The organism is Hyphomicrobiales bacterium (assembly GCA_039989895.1).
Taxonomy (GTDB): domain Bacteria; phylum Pseudomonadota; class Alphaproteobacteria; order Rhizobiales; family JACESI01; genus JACESI01.
Genome location: JBDXGY010000005.1, coordinates 357,672 through 380,890 on the forward strand (window position 1 = coordinate 357,672; position 23,219 = coordinate 380,890).

Annotated in this window: 15 protein-coding genes and 1 tRNA gene; 4 read left to right on the forward strand and 12 right to left on the reverse strand. The window is 46.5% G+C overall.

The window, feature by feature from the left end; genetic code table 11:
- Positions 1 to 25: 25 nt before the first annotated feature.
- The 8 genes from ABJ081_06530 to ABJ081_06565 form a co-directional block, all read right to left on the reverse strand.
- Positions 26 to 1,408: a sigma-54 dependent transcriptional regulator gene (locus tag ABJ081_06530; protein MEP6356320.1), complete on the reverse strand. Its 1,383-nt coding sequence runs from the start codon at positions 1,406 to 1,408 to the stop codon at positions 26 to 28.
- Between the two features lie 9 nt (positions 1,409 to 1,417).
- A complete protein-coding gene (fliN, locus tag ABJ081_06535; protein ID MEP6356321.1) occupies positions 1,418 to 1,777 on the reverse strand; it encodes a flagellar motor switch protein FliN in 360 nt (119 codons plus the stop codon).
- Entirely contained in the window at positions 1,770 to 2,495 is a 726-nt protein-coding gene (locus ABJ081_06540; protein ID MEP6356322.1) for a FliH/SctL family protein, read from the reverse strand. Before ABJ081_06540 ends, fliN begins: the two co-directional genes overlap by 8 nt.
- Positions 2,495 to 3,544, reverse strand: a complete 1,050-nt coding sequence (gene fliG / locus ABJ081_06545) for a flagellar motor switch protein FliG (GenBank protein ID MEP6356323.1) — start codon at positions 3,542 to 3,544, stop codon at positions 2,495 to 2,497. The genes ABJ081_06540 and fliG overlap by 1 nt, the downstream gene beginning before the upstream one ends.
- Positions 3,545 to 3,548: 4 nt before the next feature.
- On the reverse strand, positions 3,549 to 5,183 hold the full coding sequence (gene fliF / locus ABJ081_06550) for a flagellar basal-body MS-ring/collar protein FliF (GenBank protein ID MEP6356324.1): 1,635 nt from the start codon (positions 5,181 to 5,183) through the stop codon (positions 3,549 to 3,551).
- Positions 5,184 to 5,444: 261 nt separating this feature from the next.
- Complete coding sequence (locus ABJ081_06555; protein ID MEP6356325.1) at positions 5,445 to 5,717, reverse strand: DUF1153 domain-containing protein; 273 nt, start codon at positions 5,715 to 5,717, stop codon at positions 5,445 to 5,447.
- Positions 5,718 to 5,897: 180 nt separating this feature from the next.
- On the reverse strand, positions 5,898 to 6,590 hold the full coding sequence (locus ABJ081_06560; protein MEP6356326.1) for a flagellar hook capping FlgD N-terminal domain-containing protein: 693 nt from the start codon (positions 6,588 to 6,590) through the stop codon (positions 5,898 to 5,900).
- Between the two features lie 3 nt (positions 6,591 to 6,593).
- The gene (locus tag ABJ081_06565) at positions 6,594 to 8,732 is read right to left on the reverse strand and encodes a flagellar hook-length control protein FliK (protein ID MEP6356327.1); all 2,139 of its coding nucleotides are present in this window, start codon (positions 8,730 to 8,732) and stop codon (positions 6,594 to 6,596) included.
- Between the two features lie 269 nt (positions 8,733 to 9,001).
- On the opposite strand from ABJ081_06565, the gene mnmA reads away from it, so the two are divergent.
- The 3 genes from mnmA to ABJ081_06580 all read left to right on the forward strand — a co-directional run bounded on the left by mnmA (position 9,002) and on the right by ABJ081_06580 (position 11,268).
- Positions 9,002 to 10,192, forward strand: a complete 1,191-nt coding sequence (gene mnmA, locus ABJ081_06570; GenBank protein ID MEP6356328.1) for a tRNA 2-thiouridine(34) synthase MnmA — start codon at positions 9,002 to 9,004, stop codon at positions 10,190 to 10,192.
- 25 nt (positions 10,193 to 10,217) lie between these two features.
- Positions 10,218 to 11,108 (forward strand): ROK family protein, encoded by an 891-nt coding sequence (locus ABJ081_06575; protein MEP6356329.1) that lies wholly within the window; start codon positions 10,218 to 10,220, stop codon positions 11,106 to 11,108.
- An 83-nt stretch (positions 11,109 to 11,191) separates the two neighbouring features.
- Positions 11,192 to 11,268, forward strand: a tRNA-Met gene (locus ABJ081_06580).
- 378 nt (positions 11,269 to 11,646) lie between these two features.
- Here the strand turns inward: ABJ081_06580 and ABJ081_06585 are convergent.
- The 3 genes from ABJ081_06585 to ABJ081_06595 all read right to left on the reverse strand — a co-directional run bounded on the left by ABJ081_06585 (position 11,647) and on the right by ABJ081_06595 (position 17,058).
- Positions 11,647 to 12,864 carry an EAL domain-containing response regulator gene (locus ABJ081_06585; protein MEP6356330.1) on the reverse strand — a complete coding sequence of 406 codons (1,218 nt, stop codon included), beginning with the start codon at positions 12,862 to 12,864 and terminating at the stop codon, positions 11,647 to 11,649.
- Positions 12,865 to 12,949: 85 nt separating this feature from the next.
- Positions 12,950 to 15,715, reverse strand: coding sequence for an ATP-binding protein (locus ABJ081_06590; GenBank protein ID MEP6356331.1), 2,766 nt, complete (start codon positions 15,713 to 15,715; stop codon positions 12,950 to 12,952).
- Positions 15,716 to 15,726: 11 nt separating this feature from the next.
- Positions 15,727 to 17,058, reverse strand: a complete 1,332-nt coding sequence (locus tag ABJ081_06595) for a pilus assembly protein TadG-related protein (GenBank protein MEP6356332.1) — start codon at positions 17,056 to 17,058, stop codon at positions 15,727 to 15,729.
- A gap of 1,898 nt (positions 17,059 to 18,956) precedes the next feature.
- On the opposite strand from ABJ081_06595, the gene ABJ081_06600 reads away from it, so the two are divergent.
- Positions 18,957 to 20,282, forward strand: coding sequence for a PQQ-dependent sugar dehydrogenase (locus ABJ081_06600; GenBank protein ID MEP6356333.1), 1,326 nt, complete (start codon positions 18,957 to 18,959; stop codon positions 20,280 to 20,282).
- A gap of 536 nt (positions 20,283 to 20,818) precedes the next feature.
- On the opposite strand, the gene ABJ081_06605 is transcribed toward ABJ081_06600, so the two are convergent.
- On the reverse strand, positions 20,819 to 23,219 hold a 2,401-nt coding region (locus ABJ081_06605; GenBank protein ID MEP6356334.1), incomplete at its 5' end, for an OmpA family protein.

Consider the following 23,219-nt stretch of genomic DNA (forward strand, 5'->3'; position numbering starts at 1 on the left):
CGCTCTATCAAACAGCAATAATCCCTTATCCGGCCATTTGGCTTCGGATTTCTCCAGGCTGTGCTACATCCTGCCCTTCATCCATATAAAGCCGCAATTTATTGCGTAATGTTCGAATGGAAATGCCCAGAATATTGGCCGCATGCGTTCGGTTCCCGAGGCAATGATCCAATGTGTCAAGTATGAGATCGCGCTCCACCTCAGCGAGAGGCATACCCACTAAGGTTCTGGTTACCGCCTCCGCAGTGAGCGCTGCTTGACGAGCAACATCATCGCGCCCGACACCAACCATGGGGTCTGAAAAACCTGTTCCATCCGGCATCATGATCGCATCAAGTCCGATGACATCACCTGTCGCAATCAAGACGGCACGATGGATTGTGTTTTCAAGTTCCCGCACATTGCCAGGCCATGGGTTGGCCATTAGTAAGCGCTCAGCCTCATCGCTGAGCGGACGCTCCATCAATGAATTTGCATTAGAATATTTGGCGACAAAATGGCGAGCAAGCGCTGTTATATCATCTGGACGCGCGCGCAAAGCCGGTATGGCAAGGTTCACCACATTCAATCGATACAACAAATCTTCACGGAAATGCCCCTGACGAACAGCCTCGCTCAAGTTTCGGTTAGAAGTTGCCAGAATACGGATATTCACAGGCACTGGTTTGGAACCGCCAACACGGTCAATAACACGTTCTTGTATAGCGCGCAGAAGTTTTGCCTGCAGACGCACATCCATCTCGCTGATCTCGTCCAGCAGAAGAGTGCCTCCATTGGCCTCTTCAAATTTGCCTATCCGTCGTTGCGATGCGCCAGTAAAGGAGCCTTTTTCATGCCCGAACAGCTCAGACTCCAAAAGATTTTCAGGAATAGCGGCGCAATTCACAGAGATGAAAGGTTGTGCTGCACGCAGAGATTTTTGATGCACTAATTTTGCAATAACCTCTTTACCCGTACCACTTTCACCTGTGATTAGAATCGACGCATCTGAGCCAGCCACCTGTTCAGCTAGCTTGATAACATGGCCCATCGCAGGATCGCGGAACACAAGATCAGATGCCTCTTGCGCTACAGCCGCGATTACAGCTGCAATGAGCTCGGGATCAGGTGGCAGAGGCACATATTCCTTAGCGCCCGCACGGATCGCCTCGACAGCATCATGGGCATTTGTGGAAATACCACAAGCAACGACAGGAACATGAATACGTTCCAGTTCAAGCTGCTGGATAAGCTGGTTGATGTTAATCGCGACATCAACAAAAAGCAGATCCGCTCCTTTGCCGGAGCGTAATGTTGCAAGTCCGCCCGCAATGTCATCAACATGCATGACTTTCGCACCGCGATCCATTGCAATTTTTGTTGCTGTTGAAAGTTGCCCATGCAATGGGCCTATGATGAGAAGGCGCATGTTCGTTTCCTATTCTTGAGCAATGATTTCAGTCATTGTGACGCCGAGTTGATTGTCAACAAGGACCACCTCACCTCGGGCTATAAGACGATTGTTCACAAAAATATCGATGCTTTCACCGACCTTGCGATCCAGCTCTAATATTGTGCCGCGTCCCATTGAGATTAGATCCGAAACTTTTAATTTGGTTCGGCCTAATACGGCAGACACTTTAACCGGTGCATCAAAGATTGTTTGTAAGTCAGCCGGGTCTTTAGTCTCCGTAATATTATCATCTGAAGATTTTAAAGGGGCACTATGTTCAACAAGATCAATCCCAGTGTCATCTCCATCTGCAATTATATCGTTATTTCCAGGTTCATCACTCATCGTTCTGTGACCCTTTCATCATTTCTTCAGCCGAAGGCTGCATTGATATTTCTTGTTCTGCATCAGGTGCTAACGTTGATGTTTCAGCTTCATTCATAAGGGATGAGAAATACCTTGTAATAGCATTCTCAATATCTGTTTCAGCTTTGGACCGATCACGAATAATGCCGCCATCAGCCCATTCAATACGGCAGTCACCAGGTGCAAAATCTGGTTCGCCTAAGACCACAAAGCGTCCCTCAAAACCTGCTTCGCGTGCAAATTTTCCAACGGTTTCATTAATTGATGTTGCATCTTTCTCATTCAACCGAACAACAAGATGAGGCGTATTTCTTAAAGGTGCGAGGCATTGTGAAATAAGGTCTTCAATATCTGCGAGCGGATATTGCTCGACGGCGGCACCTGATAATTTGCGGGCAATTGATAAGGCCAGCTCGGCACTTTCTTTCTCGAGTAAAAGGCGGTCGCCATCAATAGCGGCTAATATTTTTTCTGCAGCATCAGCAATCTTCTTTGCTTCATTAGCAAGACGCGTCTCTTCACCCGCCTTACCATCAGCAAGGCCACGGTCGTATCCTTTTTCTTCAGCAACCTTTAGCGCCGATTCATGGTCAGGTAGCGGAATCGTTGGTATGGGTTTGGATGCTTCTGGTGCCGAAAAATTAACATCGAAGAAGAAAGGTGTTCCAACCGGATTTTCAAGAATATCTGCACTCATCAATAAATCATCTCTTCTTCATTTTCGCCTTTCTGGACAATAATTTCACCTGCGTCTGCCAGAGCTTTGGCTGTTGCAACCAGCTTGTTTTGCGCCTCATCAACATCACTCAAACGCATCGGGCCGAGAGCTTCCATATCATCTTTTAAAAGCTTCACGGCACGCTGTGACATATTTGAGAAGAAGAACTCTCGCAAACTCTCATTTGCCCCTTTCAAGGATTTAGCAAGATCAATTTTTTCAACATCCCGCAGCAATGTTTGAACCGCGCTTGTGTCAAGCTTGCCAAGATCATCGAATGTAAACATCAGCTGTTTGATGCGTTCTGATGATTCTCGGTTCTCTTCTTCAAGTGCCGTTAAAAAGCGCGCTTCTGTCTGTCTATCAAAGTTATTAAAAATACCGGCCATCAGTTCATGCGGATCGCTTTTACGACTGCGTGATAGATTAGACATAAACTCCTGACGCAGTGTTTGTTCGACCTTTTCCAAGACATCGCCTTGGACAGATTCCATCGCGAGCATGCGGCCTACCACCTCTAATGCGAATTCTTCGGGCAGCTCAGTCAAAACATTAGCTGAATGCTCTGATGCGATGCGCGACAAGATCACCGCAACAGTCTGGGGGTATTCATTTTTCAAATAATTTGCAAGAACGGCTGGCTGAACATTGGAGAGCTTTTCCCACATTGTACGACCTGAAGGCCCGCGTATTTCTTCCATAATGATGGCGACTTGATCGTCGGGCAAGAATGAGCGGAGCAACTTTTCTGTGCTCGACACACCGCCAGCCATGGTACCATTGATCGATAGGTGGGACACAAAATCGACCAATATATCTTCATATGCTTTTGGATCCATATCACTGAGCTGAGCCATAGCAACAGAAATTGATCTAACTTCTTCTTCATCCAAACGGGTCCAGATTTCCTTGCCATACTCTTCGCCCAAGGCCAGTAGCAAAGCAGCCGCTTTTTGTGGCCCACTCATCTCAACAGAAGTGACCGGTGCATCAGTCACGGCAACAGCATTTATGGCTACTTCTGACATGATATTACGCAGCCTCCGTCAATAGATGGCGAACGGCTTCTGTTGCTGCCTCAGGATTTTCATCAACCATTGCCCCAATTTGCTGGACAACTTCTGCCCGGATGAGGCCGTTTTGCTTGGCTTCTTCAATCTGTTTGCTGGTTTGGTTGCCCGCCATCAATGCAGATATATGCGACCCTGTCTGAGTATCGTCCGCATGGGTGGCTACTGTACCATCTGGTAAGGTCACTATTGCTTGCTCTGGAAGAGTATTATCAAGCACACGTCTTAGCAATGGACGCACAACAACGAAGAGAACCAGAAGTGTTAGAATTGCCATCACAACAAGCTCTGCAATTCGAAAATAATCATACTTGGTGAAAACAAGAGCGCCTTCTTCACTTATAGCGACCTCGTCTTCAATAGGCTTTTCTGCGAACTCAAGATTAATCACTTCTACTTTGTCACCACGAGCTTCATTAAAGCCAATCGCTGAACGAACCAATGCGGACAATCGAGCGAGCTCTTCTTCGCTGCGTTCGCTATAGGTATATGTGCCATCTTGATTGCGTGTGTAGATGCCATCAACAAGCACAGCTACCGATAGCCGTTTGATTGCACCGGCCTCTTTAACTTGTGTGGTTGTCGTGCGCGAAATTTCATAATTGGTAACTTCTTCTGTATTCGTTGCTGCCTCAGTTTCATCAGGTGCATTAGCGTCAGCAGTTGCAGCGGGAAGTTCATTTCCTGCGCTCACGCCAGACTGAGGACGGCGCTCTTGGCTTTCACTTTCTTGGCTGCGGCTTTGTGTAGAGCGCACCACCTGACTTTCAGGGTCATAAACGTCTGATGTCTGGGTAACACGGTTCATCTCCAACTCTGCCGCAACTTGAACACGGGCACGGCCTGCACCGACAACACCGGTAAGAAGGTTAGTAATTTGTCCGCGCAACCGTTCTTGCACCTGAAGAGCGCGCGCTTGAGCATTGATCATGCCTGCATCAGCTCCTTCTGCACCATTACCAGAAGCGAGTAGGTTGCCAGATTCATCAACAATCGAAACACGCGATGGTGCAAGTCCATCAATAGCGGAAGCAACAATATGTTGAATGGCTCGAATCTGGTTTGCATCAAGAACACCACGCACTTTTAAAGCAATAGATGCTGTTGGTGGTTTTTGTTCTTTTTGAAACAATTGACGCTCAGGAATCACCAGATGCACGCGTACGCCACTGATCCGGTTGATCGTGCGTATGGTGCGGGCCAATTCGCCTTCTAATGCACGAATGTGATTGATATTTTGAACAAAGGATGTGGTGCCAAGTGTATCGGTCTTATCAAAGATTTCATATCCAACAGAACCACCTAATGGAAGACCATCAGCAGCCAAAGCCATGCGAGTGCGCAATATTTTGTCTTGAGCTATATTAATGGCCCCAGCGTTATTGCTAAGCTCATAAGCAATGCCTTGGCTTTCAAGATATTCAACGATTGCCGTTGAGTCTTCAAAAGAAAGATTTGTGTACAGCGGTGCTTTGGCGGGTTGCGAAACTTGAACAGAAATATAACCGAAAAAAGCAATAAGCAAGATGGTTACAACTGCCATCGCGCCGATACGCGCTGGACCTATTTTTTGTACCGTCGATAAAACGCTATCCACTTAATTATGTCCTCAACCACTTATTGACTAAGCTAAAAGCGAGGCCGCATTTGCCCAAGCCACTTAGTTACTAGGCAATAATTTCCCAGTTCATGGTAAACAACGCGTTAACACTTTGAACAATTACGTGTTTTACCAGCGTAGTCGTTCCAAGAATGAGGCAAAATAAGGGATGCAGACACGAAAAAAACGGCTGGTAAAACCAACCGTTTTCAAAAATTCATGTTTTGGCTGCTAGCAACCAACGATAAACTTTAAAATCTAACGATATTCCTGAACACGAGTCGCGCGCAAACCCGCAAGACCATGTGCATCAATCGATTGTTGCCAGGAAAGAAACTCTTCCACTGTAAGGGTGTAGCGCTGGCAAGCCTCTTCGAGACTTAACAGGCCACCGCGCACAGCGGCTACCACCTCAGCTTTACGGCGGATCACCCAGCGACGGGTGCTTGTTGGGGGAAGATCAGCAACCGTCAACGGGCTACCATCTGGTCCAATTACATATTTAACTCGCGGACGCACATACTCGGTCATACTCTACTCACACTAAAAATTACTACATTGACCTATTGAATAGACAATAACCCAGGGGGCTTAAAATTTAGCTAAATCCTTGGCAACCATTTGGTAAGGATTTGAGTTCGAGCATGAAAAATGGCGTAATTCTGCCTTTTTAAAGCCAAAAAAAAAGAAAAAGAACTTACTTTCAGGCGTTTAAATCGAGTTTGTTACTGAATTAACGGCGGTAATTGGCACATTTGTTGTCCCAATTAGAAGACTTGGAACCGCGCCCGAGAAGTCCACACCATCGACAATACCGCTGACTGACGTTGATATATTGACCGGATTTTCATTCACGTCATTGCCCGTAACCGAGATCGTGAATGCGCCGCCATCTTCAAATTGGCGGCCATTTGTCCCTTGCCCGTCAAAAACAAATTGATTATTTCCCTGTTGGAGCTGTTGCGTTGATTGAAGCACAACGGCCCCAAGACTGTCGCGAATTGTAATTTGAGCTTCAGGGATAGCAGCCCCTGCCTGAACGTTGAAGGTCGCTTCACCATTGGTCAAAACTGCCGTGTTGCCTTGTGCGTTCACGGTTGAACCGATGTAACTGACCACACTGGCTGCATTCTGGCTCTCAATGGAGCTTAAAATCGTCTCAAGATTATCATTCGATTGTATCGACTGTTCAAGTTCCGAGAATTGAACCAACTGTTGTGTGAATGTTTCTGTTTCAACTGGGTCTGTCGGGTCTTGGTTTTGAATCTGAGCAACAAGAAGCTGCAAAAAAGTGTCAAAGTTTTGAACCAGCTCTTCACGGTCATTTACTGTCCCTGATGAGGGGACTGTTGCGCCAAGGCCATTGGCGACTGGGGCGATCGCTGATGATGCAATATCAACCATGATTTAAACCTCAATATTTAATTGGCCAGGAGTGAACCGGGCATAGATTGTTTGAATAACATCGCTGGGCAGATTTGCCTCGATATCCTCGACAAGCAGGCGATCGTTCAAAGCGCGATTGCCTTCTTCTTCCAGACGTTGCGTTTCTTCACTGCCACGCTGGTCTTCATTACCGGTGAATTCACCATTTGTGGCTGCATTATTGCCGTTGCCGTTTGCACCATTATCTTTCAAGGAAAGATCAATACCTTCTTGAGATAATTTGATGCCTGATTGTAGGAGTGAACGCTCAAGTGCCCGCAGATCTCGTTGGAACAGATCAAGCGTATCTACCCGCTCGACCAAAACGCGCGCATTCACACTGCCATCGTCATTAGTAAAGAGGCGCACATCAACACGGCCCAATTCAGAAGGGTTGAGTTGAACATTAAAGCTATCACGACCACCAACAACACCTCGAGAGAGTTGCGCTGACAAGGCTGGTAATGTTTCATTCGTGAAGAAAGATGGCGTCAATTGAGCTGTTGTTTGAGACCCGGCACTGGCCGCTGTCCCATTGGTGCTGAGCTGAATTGTCGGCTGGTTGTTAGTTTGGATGTTGGCAAGTTGCGTTTCATTCCCGCTCGGCTGGCCTAGAAGCTGAGCGATTTGGCTTATATTAGACAAACTATTCGCGCTATTGGTGGATGCACTTGTCTCAACAGCAGAATTTGCACTAAAATTAAGGCCCTGATTTTCTGGCGATTCAGTCAACTGACTGGCTTGCGCAAGATAGGCAGGATTAATACCATCTGCAGCGTTTGGATTAAACTGACCTCCACCAGCCGCTAATCCATTGGCCGGAGCAAATGCTCCTTGGTTAAAATTAGCGGGAAGTGTTTCAGCTTGCGCGGGAATATTCAAAGCAATACCAGCTTGTCGCGGCAAGGTTTGCTCAACTCTTTGCGTCAATCTATCTGCTTGTTCATCATTAAGCTGGTTTAAATTTTGCTCACCAGTAGGCAACGGGCTTAATGAAGGTTGAGCAGATGAATTCGTCGCCTGAACTGGCGGATTTAATCCCGCTTGATTGTTCAATGCTTGCTGAATGCTATTTTGATTCACTGCACCAGCAGCAACCTGAACATTATTAAAGCTGCTGGGTTCAATATTTTGAACACGACCATCTGGTAAGACCGTTGAGGCGCCTATCAACGTTTCCGGCAAAACAATGTTAGCGTTACCATTGGTTACAGCAACCTGCGTGACAGCCGCATTCGTATTTGGTGTTGGGGCGTCAACTTGAGACAATCCAGCAGGCACAATTACATCAAGTAAATCAACGGTGTTTGAGAGTGAGAAACCCTCTAAACTTTCACTAGCAGTATTTAGGTCAGCATTTGGGCCAGTATTAAGCGCATTTGTACCTGTTGGCAGATTGGGGGGGATTGGGCCCAAATCGTCAGCACCAAGATCACCATCATTGAGGTTAGACGGCTGTACATTCAAGGGCTCTGGCCCGAACGCAGCCCGCACGGTTCCTTCAGTAGAAATCCTTTGTCCACTCAACTGCGGCAAAGTGAAAGCACCTAATAATGGAGTCTCTGGTATTGATGCTGAATCAGTGAGTAACGCCACATCTGGCTCATTACCACTTATCTCAGCGGTGGCTCGTTCCTCAATGCCTGCCTCGACTTCATTGAGGCCTTGCAAAAGATCTACTGGCAATAGCTCATTGCCCTCTACGCTTTCTGTATTTTGTATAATCAAATCATCTAGCACTGCACCGTTCAGATTGAGCGTCAAATCGCTGTTTTCCGCAAAATTAGTAGCAAGATCGAGGGGTTGCGTTTCGGGTAAAACATCTAATTGGTTCTCAAACGGCGATATCACAACATCCGTACTGATAAATGCTGCTAATCTGGGCTGCGTTGCAGCTGCCGTCACGACCTCGGCTGTTTCCGTCGTTTGAGTATTTAAGAGATTGGCAAAAGTCTGCTCATCGCCTGCCAAAGCGTTAAGCGCGACACTCGATGTCGCATTTGCATTCTCTCCAGATGCCCCCAATGCGGACGAGCTATTGGCAAAAAACGCCCCGCCACCTGTAGATGAAACGTTGCCCTGAGGTGCACTTTGGGCTTGAAATGATAAAAACTGGGTCATAACCTTCGCTCAAGTAATGATTTTGGTTTATATCACTGCAAGCTTGAGGCCAGTTTTTCTATTTAAAATAATCATTAAAAAACAATAGCTTAAAAACTAATTGCTCGCCAAATTATACGGCTTTATCGGCAATAATTACCCGCTCGGCAAGTTTGACCTAGGCCTTTTGCCCCATCTCAACCATAGCATAAGAGATACATGGATCTTATGTTGACCCTTGTCGTTTGCAGTCGTAAAACCACGCCATCAACCCAATTGGAATGCAGATCATGCGCAACAGCCTCGGCCTCAACAAACGACCGGAAGACACCCGTGTGGTGGTCGCCATGTCTGGTGGCGTCGATTCCTCTGTTGTCGCCGGCATGATGTGCGAAGAAGGCTATGATATCATCGGCATCACGCTGCAGCTTTATGATCACGGTGCGGCCATCCAAAAGAAAGGCGCTTGTTGTGCTGGACAAGACATCCACGATGCGCGACGCGTTGCCGAAACACTCAATATTCCCCATTATGTGCTTGATTATGAAAGCCGATTTCGTGACAGCGTGATTGATGATTTTGCCGACAGCTATCTGCGAGGCGAAACACCCGTACCCTGCATCTCCTGCAATCAAACCGTTAAGTTCAAAGATCTGCTTGCAACATCAAAAGAGCTTGGCGCTGACGTTCTGGTCACTGGCCATTATATTCGTTCAAAATTGCTGGATGAGGCGAGTGGCCGCTATGGCTTCTTCCGCCCGCAGGATTTATCGCGAGATCAAAGTTATTTCCTGTTTGCCACCACACAAGAACAACTCGACTATCTGCGCTTTCCACTTGGTGATCTGACAAAGCCGGAAACACGCGAACTGGCCCATCGTTATGGTCTGAGTGTAGCAGAAAAATCTGACAGTCAGGATATTTGCTTTGTCCCAGATGGCAAATATGCCGACATCATTTTGAAACTGCGGCCGGAAGCCGCCGTACCTGGCGATATTATCCATCTGGATGGCCGCGTCTTGGGCCGCCATAATGGCATTATCCATTATACAATAGGTCAGCGCCGTGGTTTGGGTGTTGCAACTGGCGATCCGCTTTATGTGGTCAAACTGGACACCGCCCGTAACGCTGTCATTGTTGGTCCCACAGAGGCCCTTGTCACGCACACAATGTTACTGCGTGATATCAACTGGCTTGGCGAGGGCAGTATCAATGAATTTACAAAAGATAATCCATTGCCAATGTTCGTCAAAGTGCGATCAACACGCCCACCGGAAGCAGCTTCCCTTTATCAAGATGATGAGGGCGTCAAAGTAGTGCTTATTGAGGGAGAGGCCGGCGTATCGCCCGGTCAAGCTTGTGTGTTTTATGAAAATGAGGCCGACGATTGCCGTGTGTTTGGCGGCGGCTGGATTGAACAGGCAGAAAAGTCAGCGAGTGTAGAGGCGGCCATGACAACGCTTCTTTCCATTCGTGCCTAATTTCATGGACGATAATAAGGTGACAATCCGTATTGGTGTTGACTGGGGTGGCACTAAAATTGAGGTCATCGCCCTTGATGAAGCAGGCGCCGTCCTTATAAGAGAGCGCAAGAAGACACCGCGAGACGATTATAACGCCTGTATCAAAACCGTGGCTGACCTTGTCAGTATGGTTGAAGCGCGTACCGGACAGCGAGGGTCCGTCGGCATAGGCATACCTGGCACGATTTCACCAGCCACTGGTCTTGTTAAAAATGCTAATTCAACATGGTTGAACGGTAAGCCTTTACTAACAGATATGGAGGCCGCACTCACGCGCCCCGTTCGCATCCAAAACGATGCCAATTGCTTCGCCGTTTCTGAGGCCATTGATGGTGCAGGGGCCGGCTCACCCATCGTTGCGGGCATTATACTGGGTACAGGCTGCGGGGCAGGCATCGCGCTTGATGGCAAAGCGGTCTTAGGTACGCAGGGGATCGCTGGCGAATTTGGCCACACACCGCTTCCCTATATGACAAGCAAAGAATTCCCGGGTAATCCTTGCTGGTGTGGCAAACAAGGTTGTCTTGAGACCTATATATCAGGCACCGGGTTTCAGCGTGACTACGAAACAAGAATCGGCATGCCCACGCCGCTCGGTGTTCAAGAAATTATTGCCTTTGATGATGAAGACAGCCGCGCCACCTATCGCGCTTATGTGGACCGGCTGGCGCGGGGCCTTTCCACCCTCATAAATATTGTTGATCCCGACACCATTGTGCTTGGCGGCGGCATGTCCAACATCGATGCTATTTACAAAGACCTGCCGCCCTTACTTGCCGACCACGTTTTTTCTGACTTTGTGGCCACAAAGATCGTTAAAGCTAAACATGGAGATTCCTCTGGCGTGCGCGGTGCGGCATGGCTTTGGTCATGAAATCCATTTCGCGTATTGACAGGATGCGATCACAAACCTTATATGCGCACTTGCGCGCTAACAATTGATGGCGTTTTGCAGATGGCGGGGTAGCTCAGCTGGTTAGAGCAGCGGAATCATAATCCGCGTGTCGGGGGTTCAAGTCCCTCTCCCGCTACCAATTACTTCAATGAGTTAGAGAAAAACCTCACCCAACGGCATGCCATGAGCATTACTCTAGGGGACAAATTTCTCTAATACTAGAACTTTTAAAAATCATGCTCTACCTACCTGAGAGGCAAACGCTGCTGTATGACTCTTGCGTTGGTTCGTGTTGATTGATGATGTATCGGGCGAGTGCAAGTTTATGTGTTTTCGGCCCATTGCGGACCTTCGCCGGGCGTCGAGGAACTTCTTAAGGATTCACGAAAGCAGTCATTCGATAGCTCATAATTAAATGTCCCGCGAGTAACAGCTTATCTAAAATCTAACACCAAAAACAACCAGCTTCACGTAAGAAAATATTTCGCAACCGACTAACATTAATTGCCACTATAACTTAGGCGGCAGTTGCTGCATGTCGCACTCTTATTGTACCACCTGCCTCACTATAAAACGATGCAAACGCATCTGCAGGCATAGGTTTGGCAATGTAAAACCCTTGGACTTCATCAATGCCTCGCGCTTTCACAAAATCCCATTCATCGGCTGTCTCCACACCTTCTGCTAAAAGGCGCATATTGAGTTGCCGACCCAGTGTGGCTGCCACCCGAACAGTTTCTTGAGAGAATGAATCTTTACTCATACCGCGGATAAATGCTTGGTCAATTTTGAGCTCTGTATAAGGGAACTCTTTCAGTGTCTTGAGGTTGGAATATCCTGTTCCAAAATCGTCAATTGCAATGTCGACACCCATTAACCTGAAGCGGGTGAGAACTTCCATTGACGTTGCATTAAACTCAAGAACTTCGTTCTCCGTCATTTCAATTACAATCTTATCCGCTTCGATTTCATATTCATCTAATAAGCCTTGAACTTGGCTAGGAAACGAAAGATTGGCAACCTCAGTGGCTGTAACATTCAAGGCGATCTTGATGTGAATGCCCTTATCGCGCCACTTAGCCATATCAGCAAAAGCGCGGCGAAACATAAGGAACGTCAATTCCATCGTTAGATCATTGCCTTCAATCGTTGGCAGAAAACTTTCCGGAGATATTAATCCGTTTGCTGGATGCTCCCACCGAGCGAGCGCTTCAACGCCAACTATACGACCCGATAAAACATCCACCTTTGGTTGGTAATATGGCAGAAATTGCTCCGCCTCAAAGCCTGCCAACACATCTGTAAGTTCTGATGCCGTACTCACAGATTTTAAGGTTGCTTTTTCAGTAAAATCGACACCATGAAAAACGTTGTCTAAACATTGTTTCGTTAATGGCTTGCGGCATGTGCCAATGATCTTCAACTGATGAAGGTTGCCGAGTTTATGGGCGCTATCGATCAGGCGTTGTTCCAGACTAGATATTAATGCAATTGAACCTTTGAACGCATCTTGCTTAAGCGCACGTAGCATTTCGATACCATCCATATCTGGCATCATCAGATCAGACACAATAAGAGATATCTCATCCTTATTTTCTCTGACTATTTCGATTGCTTTTTGTGCGGATGATGCTTCAAAAATTTGATCACACCCTAGACCCATGAAATATCCATTCAACAGGATCAATTGAGTTGGGTCATCATCAACCAGTAATACTTTTCCAATTTGATACATTGACCACAATCCACACTATAAATAATAGGGGACATCATTTACTTGAAATATCAAAATAACGATAAGATTATCACTTAATTAAGGCTTAAGAAGCCTGCGCCAATGGTGTGGATTGGCTATCTGGTTTTTCGAGGTGACTATCAATTTCTTGCATAAGTTGATTATGAATTTTATGTAGCTCATCAAACTCTGACTGAGCCAATGGTAAATTTTTATCTTGTGCTGCTTTTTCTACAGCAGCGCAGCTTTTTGACAAAACTGATGCAGAAACATTGGCCGCCATTGATTTTAAAGCGTGAGCATTCTCAAAAACCTTCTTCGCATCGCTTTGTTGTAAACCCTCCAAGATTTGGTTCACAAGATTAGGCGCATTGGTGCGATAAAGCGAAATGAGCTTGCCGAAACTACTCTCAAATGCATCGCCCAAAATATCCCGAAGATTATCTAAAGCTTCCTCGTCAAACAGACTAGCTGCCTGCAAAAACGTGGGCCTGTGCTCCTGAGGCGCAAGGATTCTCGATTGAGTTTCAGTTTCAACCTCGTCTGCACCTAACCATTTCTTCAATCCCTGATGAAGAGTTTCCATCGTAAATGGTTTGACGATGATGTCATCCATACCAGCATCTTTCCATTGATCTGCGACTTTGTCTGCAAGGTGGGCTGTTAGTGCAACAATTGGGGTTGGCGTCTTGTTCTTTTCCGTTTCCCGTTGCCGAATTATTTCTGTGGTCTGGAAACCATCCATTTCGGGCATGCTACAATCCATAAACACCAAATCGAATGGCTGCCTATTAAATGCGGCGAGAGCCTCCAGTCCATTTTCAGCAACGATAGGCTCTATATCAAAGCGATTGAGAGCCTGCACAATAACCTCGCGGTTTACGGGGTTATCATCAGCTATGAGTATTTGCCGGCCTTTGTAAGAGGCTAGTCTGTCGTCGCGCGTTTGAGTTCCGCCAAACAGATTTTTGCCTCTTGGCGCGTCTGCTAGCAGCCTTTCAGCCACCTCAAACACACCACAACTAGACACTGGAAAACTAATGAGATCGTGCACTTTATCATCATTGATAAGCTTCTCCACTGTGAACTCGCCAAGCCCAGTTAGCGCAACACAATATTGTGTCGAAACCTTCCCACGTAGTGTCAGCAAGTCTGCTGTTCGGGCAATGACATAATCAACCTTAAATTCTTGATCTTTCACATGATCAACGCTTGCCCGTGAGATGACTTTAATACCAGAACGTTCCAGTGCGTCTTTCAAAACATGGAAGGTCGTCCCATTCGGTATAACAAGAAGTGCGCGCTTATTTTGTTCGATAGGACTTTTTGGTGTTTCTAAAGCTACCTTAACAGGTAGATCAAAGAAGAATGTTGTCCCGTGACCTGGTTCACTCTCAACACCAATTTCACCACCCATCGCTTCAACAAGCCGTTTACAAATTGGTAGGCCGAGACCTGTTCCGCCATATTTACGCGTTGTAGATTGATCCGCCTGAGCAAAGCTCTCAAATACTTTATCCATCTTGTCGCGGTGGATACCAACGCCAGTATCTTTTACAGCTATGCGAACAGACGAAGGCGTAGAGGGGCTTTGTTCAATATTGATTTGAACATGCCCTGATTCCGTGAATTTAACCGCATTATTGACCAGATTGCTCAATATTTGATTGAGGCGCACCGGATCACCTTCAATCTCATCGGGAATACTGGGTGCAATATAGCAAGCAATATCCAGTTGTTTTTCTTGCGCTGTTTGCCAAAAAAGCGACATCACATCTTCACTAAAGGCACGAATATTTACTGGGATAGATTCAAGATCCAAATTCCCAGATTCAATTTTTGAAAAATCGAGAACATCATTGATGATCGTGAGTAAGCTTCGTCCTGATTTCATAACAACATCGGCGTATCTTTGTTGCTTTGGCTGAAGGTTTGCTGTCGTCAGCAGTTCAGCCATCACAAGCATGCCGTTCATCGGCGTTCTGATTTCATGACTCATCGTCGCCAAAAATTCTGATTTAGCAGCGTTAGCTGTTTCCGCTTCATTTTTAGCAACAGTCAATTCTTGCGTTCGATCTGCAACCTTATCTTCTAGGGTATGTTGATAATCGAGCAAAGCGTCATTCCGGCTCTCAATACCTTCTAGCATCCCATTAAAAGACTGCTCTAAAATACCAATTTCACCCTTGGTCTTTTCTTCTGTGCGAGTTGAATAAATCTGGGTTGAGCCTACCTTTTGCATGAATGCAGACAGTGTGCGTATAGGTTGGGTCAATAGGCGGATGGACCGCATTAAGAGTAGGATTGTGAGGAGTGACGCTCCAACAGCAATTGCTAAGGTAAAAAACAGGTTGTTGATCAAACCAGAGCGAATGGACGAAATATCTGAGAGCAGACGGACATGGCCTATAACGGAGCCAGATTTCCGAATTTCTTCTTCTACCCATAAATCATCATGAAGTAGAAAATTAGAAATAGATTCTCCCTTTAATTTCCTATTATCTTGCTTCAAAATCGCTTGATAGCCAACTTCAGCATAAGGGTTGCCTTCTTGATCGAAAACAGAAGCGAACTTGAATTGATCAAATCGTCCAATTCCCGTTAAAATGCGCTGAACACCGGCGAGATTATCTTCAATCATGGCGTCCGCGATTGGCGCCGAAAAAACGATGGCAGCACCCCGCAAGGCATTTCTCTTTGTTATGATTTCTCGCTCAAAAGAGAAGTAAGAAAGTACCGTGAAGGAGACCATCATCGACACAAATATCAAGGCACCAAGGACGACCGAGAGTCTAATATGTAGACTATCGCGATAACGCCCATTTTGTGCAGATTTTTGTTCTGTTATCATCGCGAACAGCCCTAAATCCCCTTGCGGCTAATTAATATGGGCTGTCGGGAGGCAGGCACCAGGCCTTCTGGCACAGGAATCGTTGACGCGTTAAAATCGGCATTAATTTCAAGTTCAGGCCCATCACCAGTCTCAATTTGATGCGAAATTATGGCGGTCCAGTTCGATTGCTGGCCTAATCTGCTTGCCTTATCAATGATGAACTTTCCTCGTGGAAGATAAACAGTACCCTCAAAACGTTCAGCGTCTTTTGTTTCTATCCTAAAACTACGGTTAAGAGGCGAATTTCTGTCTTCGAAAAACAGTAAGCCGGCCATCGGACCTTCATCTGGTGCAGTCAGACTCACCTGGCTTGATCCGGTGAAAGAAAAAGTTGATGTGTCTCCGGTGAAAAACATACCGACGTTTTCGCCTATAATTGTCGCATTACCCGTAATTTCTATCGGCCCATCTTTGAAAACATAAATGCCCGGTTCGAATTTAACTTCCAGCTTCCCGATAACCCTTAACCCATCGCAATATGTACCAGGCGTAAATGTAAGAACTCCTCCTTGATAGCGTGGATCTTGTTTCGCTTCCCCAGTCGATAAGAATATATTTGTGTTCTCAGGAATACAGCCATCAATTTCCGGATACTCTCGATTTATCAATGGGTCATCAATCGGAGGACTATCAGTAACCGGCATTGGTTTAAAGTTATCTTCAAATCCTGCAAATCCACCTGACGTAAATGTCGATGCAGCCTCCAAGAAAGCGTCTGGATCCTGAAGATTCAGGCCTACAGTAGAAATTGAATTTGCATACACACCACAGTCATTTGCCATTATTGTTGATGTACCACTCATCAGCAAAGATCCGTCATTTTTTCGATCTAATGCAATCACACAAATACTTTGGTTGCCAGCTAAAGAAGCGGTAGAGGATGCCATCACAGGGGTGACATTATCACTTATAAGGTGCGCAAAGAATGGGGTCCATTCATAAGCTACATCAACGGTAACCCACTTGGCATCAAGGTCGACTTCGACGTCAATTTCAAGTGTCGTTGGGCCTCCTGCAGTGATCATATCTGCATCACGGAAGTTGGCGGAAACGTATTGTTTAGCTATCGCTTTGATGTCATCTTTGTTTGTACTTGCCAAGCCTAATTCATTAGCACTGGCGAGAGCAGCTGCGTCAGCGGCGCCTTGTAAAGATGATTTTTGTTGATGGAGTGCAGCTATATCCGCCGCCCCGCCTAGAGCACCAATAAGAATGACAATCCCAACGGACATAATTATAGTCAAGCTCCCGCTTGAATCTTTCAAAAATGCCCTCAAGAACCGCATAAAATCAAATACCATTTAAACTTAAAGTTAGTTACAAATCTATCAGAGAATGATTAATACTAGTTACACAGACACGTTTTCTGGTTATCGATTGAGAATGTAGTAAATGTTTTGCTAAAGGCTGGGCTCTTCTGTTGTGATGTAAGGCACGGCCCTTACCCTTTATAATTACCTTTTTAAATTCTTATCACCATTGCAGCTGACACGGCCCAGACCATCCCAGTGCGCAGTGGTCTATGTTTATCATCAACGCGTATGGAGCATCTAGTTTGAATTGATATAGGAGGGTTTCTCGCTCATCATGATCCGCTAAAGAATTGTGATGAGAAAGAAAACAGCGCACCATGAGGCGGCGGCTGATGTTCTGGTTAAAGATATCCCTCGTCAAACACGCAAACGCCACTCCACAGAAGAGAAGAGAAGAGAAGATTAGTGTGTTTTGGCAGGTCTTCGCGGTGCCGCTGCAACTGAGCCAACACATCTTTAAAACCATCAATGATGGCACAAGACCAAGGGGTAATCCCGGACCATCTTTGCCTGACTGTCGATGTTCGTAGTCAAAGTCCGCTTTTCGACGTTTCATACTTTCTGTCGCAAACGCAGCGAAGGTCCGCAATCCCCCCTTTGAGCCATCCAGCGTTAAAATGCGAAGCTCCTAAAGGTCCGGCTTGAAAAGCAAAGTTATTTGCTTGAAAAACTTACAAGTGGTACACATGGGTACACATTATGATTTACAAAGATCAATAAAATCAGTATGTTATGCTTATGAGCATCATTTCCCTCTCCCGCTACCAAAAATTCCTTAAGTCATTGATTTTGATAAAAATCATTATTTTTTTAATGGCTTCTTCTTGCAAAGTGGTACACCTCAGGCATGAACGACATGCCTAAACAACAGTATTTGAGAAAAGACAATAAGGGTTGGAAGCTTCGTAGGCGTGTTCCTAAAGCTCTCCAAAAGTTAGCAGGAAAAGAGAACTGAATAGAGCGGCTTTCTGGTGTTGATTACCGAACGGCATGTGAGAAGGCAGAGCCCATCTCGAAACATGGCAAGACCTAGCTTGATGGATAGATCACCATCTACCCTACCACTGCTTGGCATCCTTCGCCAAAGACAATACCTTCAATATTGGATGGCATGAAAACCCCAAGCATGAAATCTATTCATGGAATGCGAAACCACGCTGGTTGAAACGATAGTCGCATAATATTTCAACGGCAGCTTCGAGCCCATTGTTACTATGAGGTGCTTGTCGAAGCTGGATGCTAAATCAACAGTACAGATGTCAAAGATGGCCCAGAGCGAATTGTAGAATGTTGACTTAATATTTAGCTAAGAGCTCTTTGGACTTGTCACAGTGAGTTCAGCGGGTGAAGCGGTCGTGAGAGTCTCGTAAGTCCAATTCTTGCTAAATGCCAGAGCCTAAGAACTCATAGAGCTTCGACGTTCATATCAACCGGCACCAACTGCGTGAAAAGATCTAGGCACCCATTGCCAATCGTGCAGCAGCTTGACTCAAGGGTTTGGATGTTTAACCCTGCAAGCCTTGGTGTTCCGTTTCGGTGGGAATTGCGATGCATCTTTTGCCGCCACTGACAACACTAATAACAGTTGCAGAATTTGGGGATGCTTGTTTCGTTAAGATCTTCCAATACATTATTGGTTTTAGCGACGTTAATCTCTCCTCAGACTGCGTTCAGTGCTGACATGGCATTGGGTTAAATCAGATACAAGAAGACTTTGTTTTTCTTGTCACTGACCAGGCGGAAAAGATGCAGCCAGTTTGCAAAAGTATCCGGCGAAAAGATTTCATATACGACTGCCAAATTGAATGCTTACAGGAAATTATAAATTTGGCGACGTATTTGAAAGATGCCAAGTACCAAGTGCGACAATGAAGAGGGAGAGAAAAATGAAGAATGTATTTAAGAATTTATCTACGGGGGTCATGGCGTCTGCCTTAATTTCCGTAATGCCTTTAGCTGCTCAGGCAGATGGTCACAAAGGAGCCATGGACGTACCAAAGATCACTTCATCGGTTGTCTTGGAAGGACTGGATGCTCCTTGGGATATGGCTTTCTTGCCAGACGGTACGATGTTCTTTACTGAAAAATGTGACGGTCTTTCTGTAAGGAATAAAGATGGTACCGTGAATGGTTTGTATGGAATGAAGGATGCCACCGGCTTCGCTAATAGCGGTAGTGACCTTTTTTGTGATGGACAAGCTGGTATGCTTGGTGTGGTACCAGATAGAGATTTCGCGAAGAACCGCATCCTTTTCGTTTACTCGGCCTCAAATAAGTATCACGGAGATGGCTGCAAGACCAATTTTGAAAAGTGCGACGGCAACATCGTGATGAAGTTCAAGGTCAGCGACGACCTCAAAAGCGTCTCTGATAGAACTGATATCGTTAAGGATATTCAATATAAACCATTCGAATCCGATCAACCGTTTGGTGGGCCGGGCGCCCATAACGGCGGTAGAATCCGCGTTGGACCGGGCGGCTATCTCTGGGTAGCTGGTGGTGATCGTCACAGAGGGGTTTGCCCGCAGGATGGCACATTATTGTGTGGTAAAGTTCTGAGGATCGATGCGGACGGTAATGCTCACCCTGACAACAATCCTCCCGAAGGCTTTGACAAGCGCATATACACTTACGGGCACAGGAACGTTCAAGGCATAGATTTCCGACCAAGCGATGGCAAAGCGTTCACGGCTGAACATGGTCCATGGCATAATGATGAAATCACAGCGCTTGTGAACGGAGGTAATGCCGGTTGGGATCCCGCCCAGAACACAGGTGGCAGAAGTGAGTGCCCGGATCAATATTGTGGGTACGAGCCAAATCAGCAGGAGGCAGTGGACCCAGCCATACGTGCTGCGTACACCCCGATGAGTGACACGCGCTTCAAAGATTTGATGCCAGCTACATGGAACAACAATGGGTTTTCTCAAGGCACCGGCTCTGCGGCTTTCCTAAAAGGCAAAAATTGGGGCATCTATGAGGGTCGCTTGGCGGTGGGCATCATGGGTATCGCTTTTGGTGACACGCCAGAAGGCTCAAGAATTGACATGATCAGCATTACTCCTGGCGGCTTGGGTATCAATGGAATCACGCAGATGCCTCTCGGGTTCTCGGAGAGATTTCGTGGTCTCGTCATGGGCCCAGATAACGCGCTTTACGTTTCTGTTGATGCGGGAGAAATCTACAAAGTGACCGCGGAAAGCATAAAGTAATTTTACAAAACAAACATCCGCGCTACGGAAGTAGCGCGGATGTTTTTTAAATATTTTGGTATGAAGGCCTATTTAATAAACATTTATTGTTTACATAAGATTCCTGAAAGACGCTTCGGCTTTGATGACAGAAAAACCAACGGCAAGTTTGTCCGCATTGCCGAAGTCTAGTGTCGCTACTTATTCAGGAAATCGATTGACCGCTTTTGGGAAGCTACAATCGCGATTGTATAATTGTCTAAACGGCAGCTATGGGCCGGGAGTGATGATGAGTATCAGAAAATGATGCTGCACCCGTAATTTCCGCTTTGAACCCAACTCGGCAATATAGTGCAGTGCCTAAGCACCTTCATCTCAGATAACTCCCTCGGTCCATCCCTGCGTTGTTCGAGGGAAATGATTCACCCGCACGCAGCAACTCTTCGTCTGAATATCTCTGCCCTTACCATCAAGTCCACACTCCTGAACGAAACGAATAGGGGCACAGTTTTAGGGGGCGCAGACATTCAACCGGTGCTTTGAGAGATGTGCTCTATTTAAAACTTCAATTTATATCCAAGGTTCAACCGTTGATTACCTTTGCCATCAATACCAGCAGTTGCGCTCACTGTTCCAAGACGAAGAGCTTTGGATACGTTGCCAGACAGTGTAAGTCGCGAGAAGTCATTTGCTTGTTCGCCTGCCAATTCAATCGAGTATAAAAACTCGTCAGACACTTCCAACGTAGAGAGTTCAAGGGCACCACCAAAACTACATTGGTCATCAAACGCGCCAAGCGATTGGAAACAGGCGACCCTTGGCGTAAGCGCAATTTCGCTGCGGTTGTCATTGAAAGCTGCTGCAAAACGCGCTTCGGCAAAAGCCGAACCACCACTGAGCGTCTCTAATTCAATCGTACCGTTTTCTGTTATGTTGCCCAATGCGGCGGTCACATCAACATCGCTTCCCGGTGAGGCTGCATAATTAATGCCGATGCGCGGTTTCACTGAAAGGTTGTCGTGTTTAACTTCACCTGACAGGGCCACACCAGCAAACCCAGCGAAATAGTGTTGACGGCCTGATGTATCGATTTCGCCCAGAGCCGTATCGAATGCCAGATCAAAATCTTGGAAACCTGTTGCAACACCAAGATGTCCGTCAACAAACAAACCACTCGCCAGTTTTTGTGCTCCGTAGAAGCCAGCATTCACCCCTGCTCCATTAATCGAACCTGTTGCCGTTGTGTCGACGTCACTGTGTGATCCAAAAGCACCAACAAAGAAGCCACCCAAGCGATCTGAATTGAAAAGCTTTTCGCGGCGGTAAGAAAGGTTGATCGAACCTTGTTCGATACCACTTTCGGTTTCAGTATACCCCAATGAGCCTTCGAATATTGACCAACGGTTTGTTGCGCAATCAAAAGTCTGATGCTGGAAATCACCATCTAACGCCACACCATTTTCATCGGCGCTCGCATTGAAACTACGGCGTGGAGCGGAGGCGCCATCGTGACAAGCTCTGTAGGAAGAAGCGATGCTCTCGCCTTCAATAACATTAAACTCAACCCGACGGTTACGGGCTTTGCCTTCTGCTGTGTCATTAGGCGCGATTGGTTGTGATTCACCATAGCCTTTTGTGACAAAGCCCGAGGTATCAACATCACGCTCCCGCAATGCAACCAAGACCGCATCCACACGACGTTGACTGAGAGCTGTGTTGTAGTCTTCAGATGCATCGTTATCGGTATGTCCTGCGATTTCAAAAGAACTACCGCGACAGGAAGCGAGAATTGCAGCTATGTCATCAAGTGCAGTTTCACTTTCAGGTTTTATAAGCGCCTTATTGGTGTCAAACAGGATGAACTGTGCACGAAGTGTCGCTGCCACAGCACACTGTGCTTCAGACCGATTGTCGTGACTTTGAAGGCGCTCAAGACCACTTCTCGCATAGTCGCTTATGCGCTGACTTTGCTCTGTCAGAGTAACCGACAGATTATCTCGAAGCGTTGTTCTTAATTGACCTTCAACCGCTGATACGAGGCCAAGGTTATCGGCAACGATCACTGTCACGATAGCTAGATCGGAAAGCGCAGCATTCGCTTCAGAAGTGAGTAGATAGGCAATATTGTAAGCGCCTGTAGGCGTGTTCGCGGGAACGGTGATGATGCCGTTATCAGCAATGGTCACACCTGTCAGACCACCGTCATTCGTAATAGCGATAGTGGTTTGAGAACCATCGGTTGCAACGGAAGAACCATTAAGCGTGTCATTTGCCAAAACAGTCGACGTCGTGCCGCCAACACTGCTGCTAATCAGTGCACCACTAAAGTCATCATCCGCAGCGACAATTGCACCAAATACCACTGTCGCAACAGCTGGATCTGTTAGCGTAACGTCATTTTCATCGACAAGCTGGTAGGCAACGTTATACGTGCCCGGCGTCGTGTTCGCGGGAACGGTGATGACACCGTTATCAGCAATGGTCACACCTGTCAGACCACCGTCATTCGTAATAACGATAGTGGTTTGAGAACCATCAGTCGCAACAGCCGCACCGTTTAACGTATCGTTGCCCAAAACAGTCGCAGTCGTACCACCCGTATTATCGAATGGCGTCGTACTAAAATCATCATCCTCGGCAACAATGGAGCCAGCAACGACGATTGTCGCAACAGCAGGATCTGTTAGCGTAGCGTCATTTCCATCGACAAGCAGATAGGCAACGTTATACGTGCCCGGCGTCGTGTTCGCTGGAACGGTGATGACACCGTCATCAGCAATGGTCACACCGGTCAGGCCATCAGCATCGGTTATAGAGATTGCTGTTTGAGAACCATCAGTCGAGACAAGTGCGCCGTTTAACCTATCGTTCGTCAAAACAGTCGCAGTCGTACCACCCGTATTATCGAATGGCGTCGTACTAAAATCGTCATCCTCTGCAACAATGGAGCCAGCAACG

What these genes read in the sequence shown, in the direction of transcription:
- ABJ081_06530 (MEP6356320.1), bottom strand. Translation starts at nt 1,408, where the DNA reads ATGCGCCTTCTCATCATAGGCCCATTGCATGGGCAACTTTCAACAGCA.
- fliN (MEP6356321.1), bottom strand. Translation starts at nt 1,777, where the DNA reads ATGAGTGATGAACCTGGAAATAACGATATAATTGCAGATGGAGATGAC.
- ABJ081_06540 (MEP6356322.1), bottom strand. Translation starts at nt 2,495, where the DNA reads ATGAGTGCAGATATTCTTGAAAATCCGGTTGGAACACCTTTCTTCTTC.
- fliG (MEP6356323.1), bottom strand. Translation starts at nt 3,544, where the DNA reads ATGTCAGAAGTAGCCATAAATGCTGTTGCCGTGACTGATGCACCGGTC.
- ABJ081_06555 (MEP6356325.1), bottom strand. Translation starts at nt 5,717, where the DNA reads ATGACCGAGTATGTGCGTCCGCGAGTTAAATATGTAATTGGACCAGAT.
- ABJ081_06560 (MEP6356326.1), bottom strand. Translation starts at nt 6,590, where the DNA reads ATGGTTGATATTGCATCATCAGCGATCGCCCCAGTCGCCAATGGCCTT.
- ABJ081_06565 (MEP6356327.1), bottom strand. Translation starts at nt 8,732, where the DNA reads ATGACCCAGTTTTTATCATTTCAAGCCCAAAGTGCACCTCAGGGCAAC.
- mnmA (MEP6356328.1), top strand. Translation starts at nt 9,002, where the DNA reads ATGCGCAACAGCCTCGGCCTCAACAAACGACCGGAAGACACCCGTGTG.
- ABJ081_06585 (MEP6356330.1), bottom strand. Translation starts at nt 12,864, where the DNA reads ATGTATCAAATTGGAAAAGTATTACTGGTTGATGATGACCCAACTCAA.
- ABJ081_06590 (MEP6356331.1), bottom strand. Translation starts at nt 15,715, where the DNA reads ATGATAACAGAACAAAAATCTGCACAAAATGGGCGTTATCGCGATAGT.
- ABJ081_06595 (MEP6356332.1), bottom strand. Translation starts at nt 17,058, where the DNA reads ATGGTATTTGATTTTATGCGGTTCTTGAGGGCATTTTTGAAAGATTCA.
- ABJ081_06600 (MEP6356333.1), top strand. Translation starts at nt 18,957, where the DNA reads ATGAAGAATGTATTTAAGAATTTATCTACGGGGGTCATGGCGTCTGCC.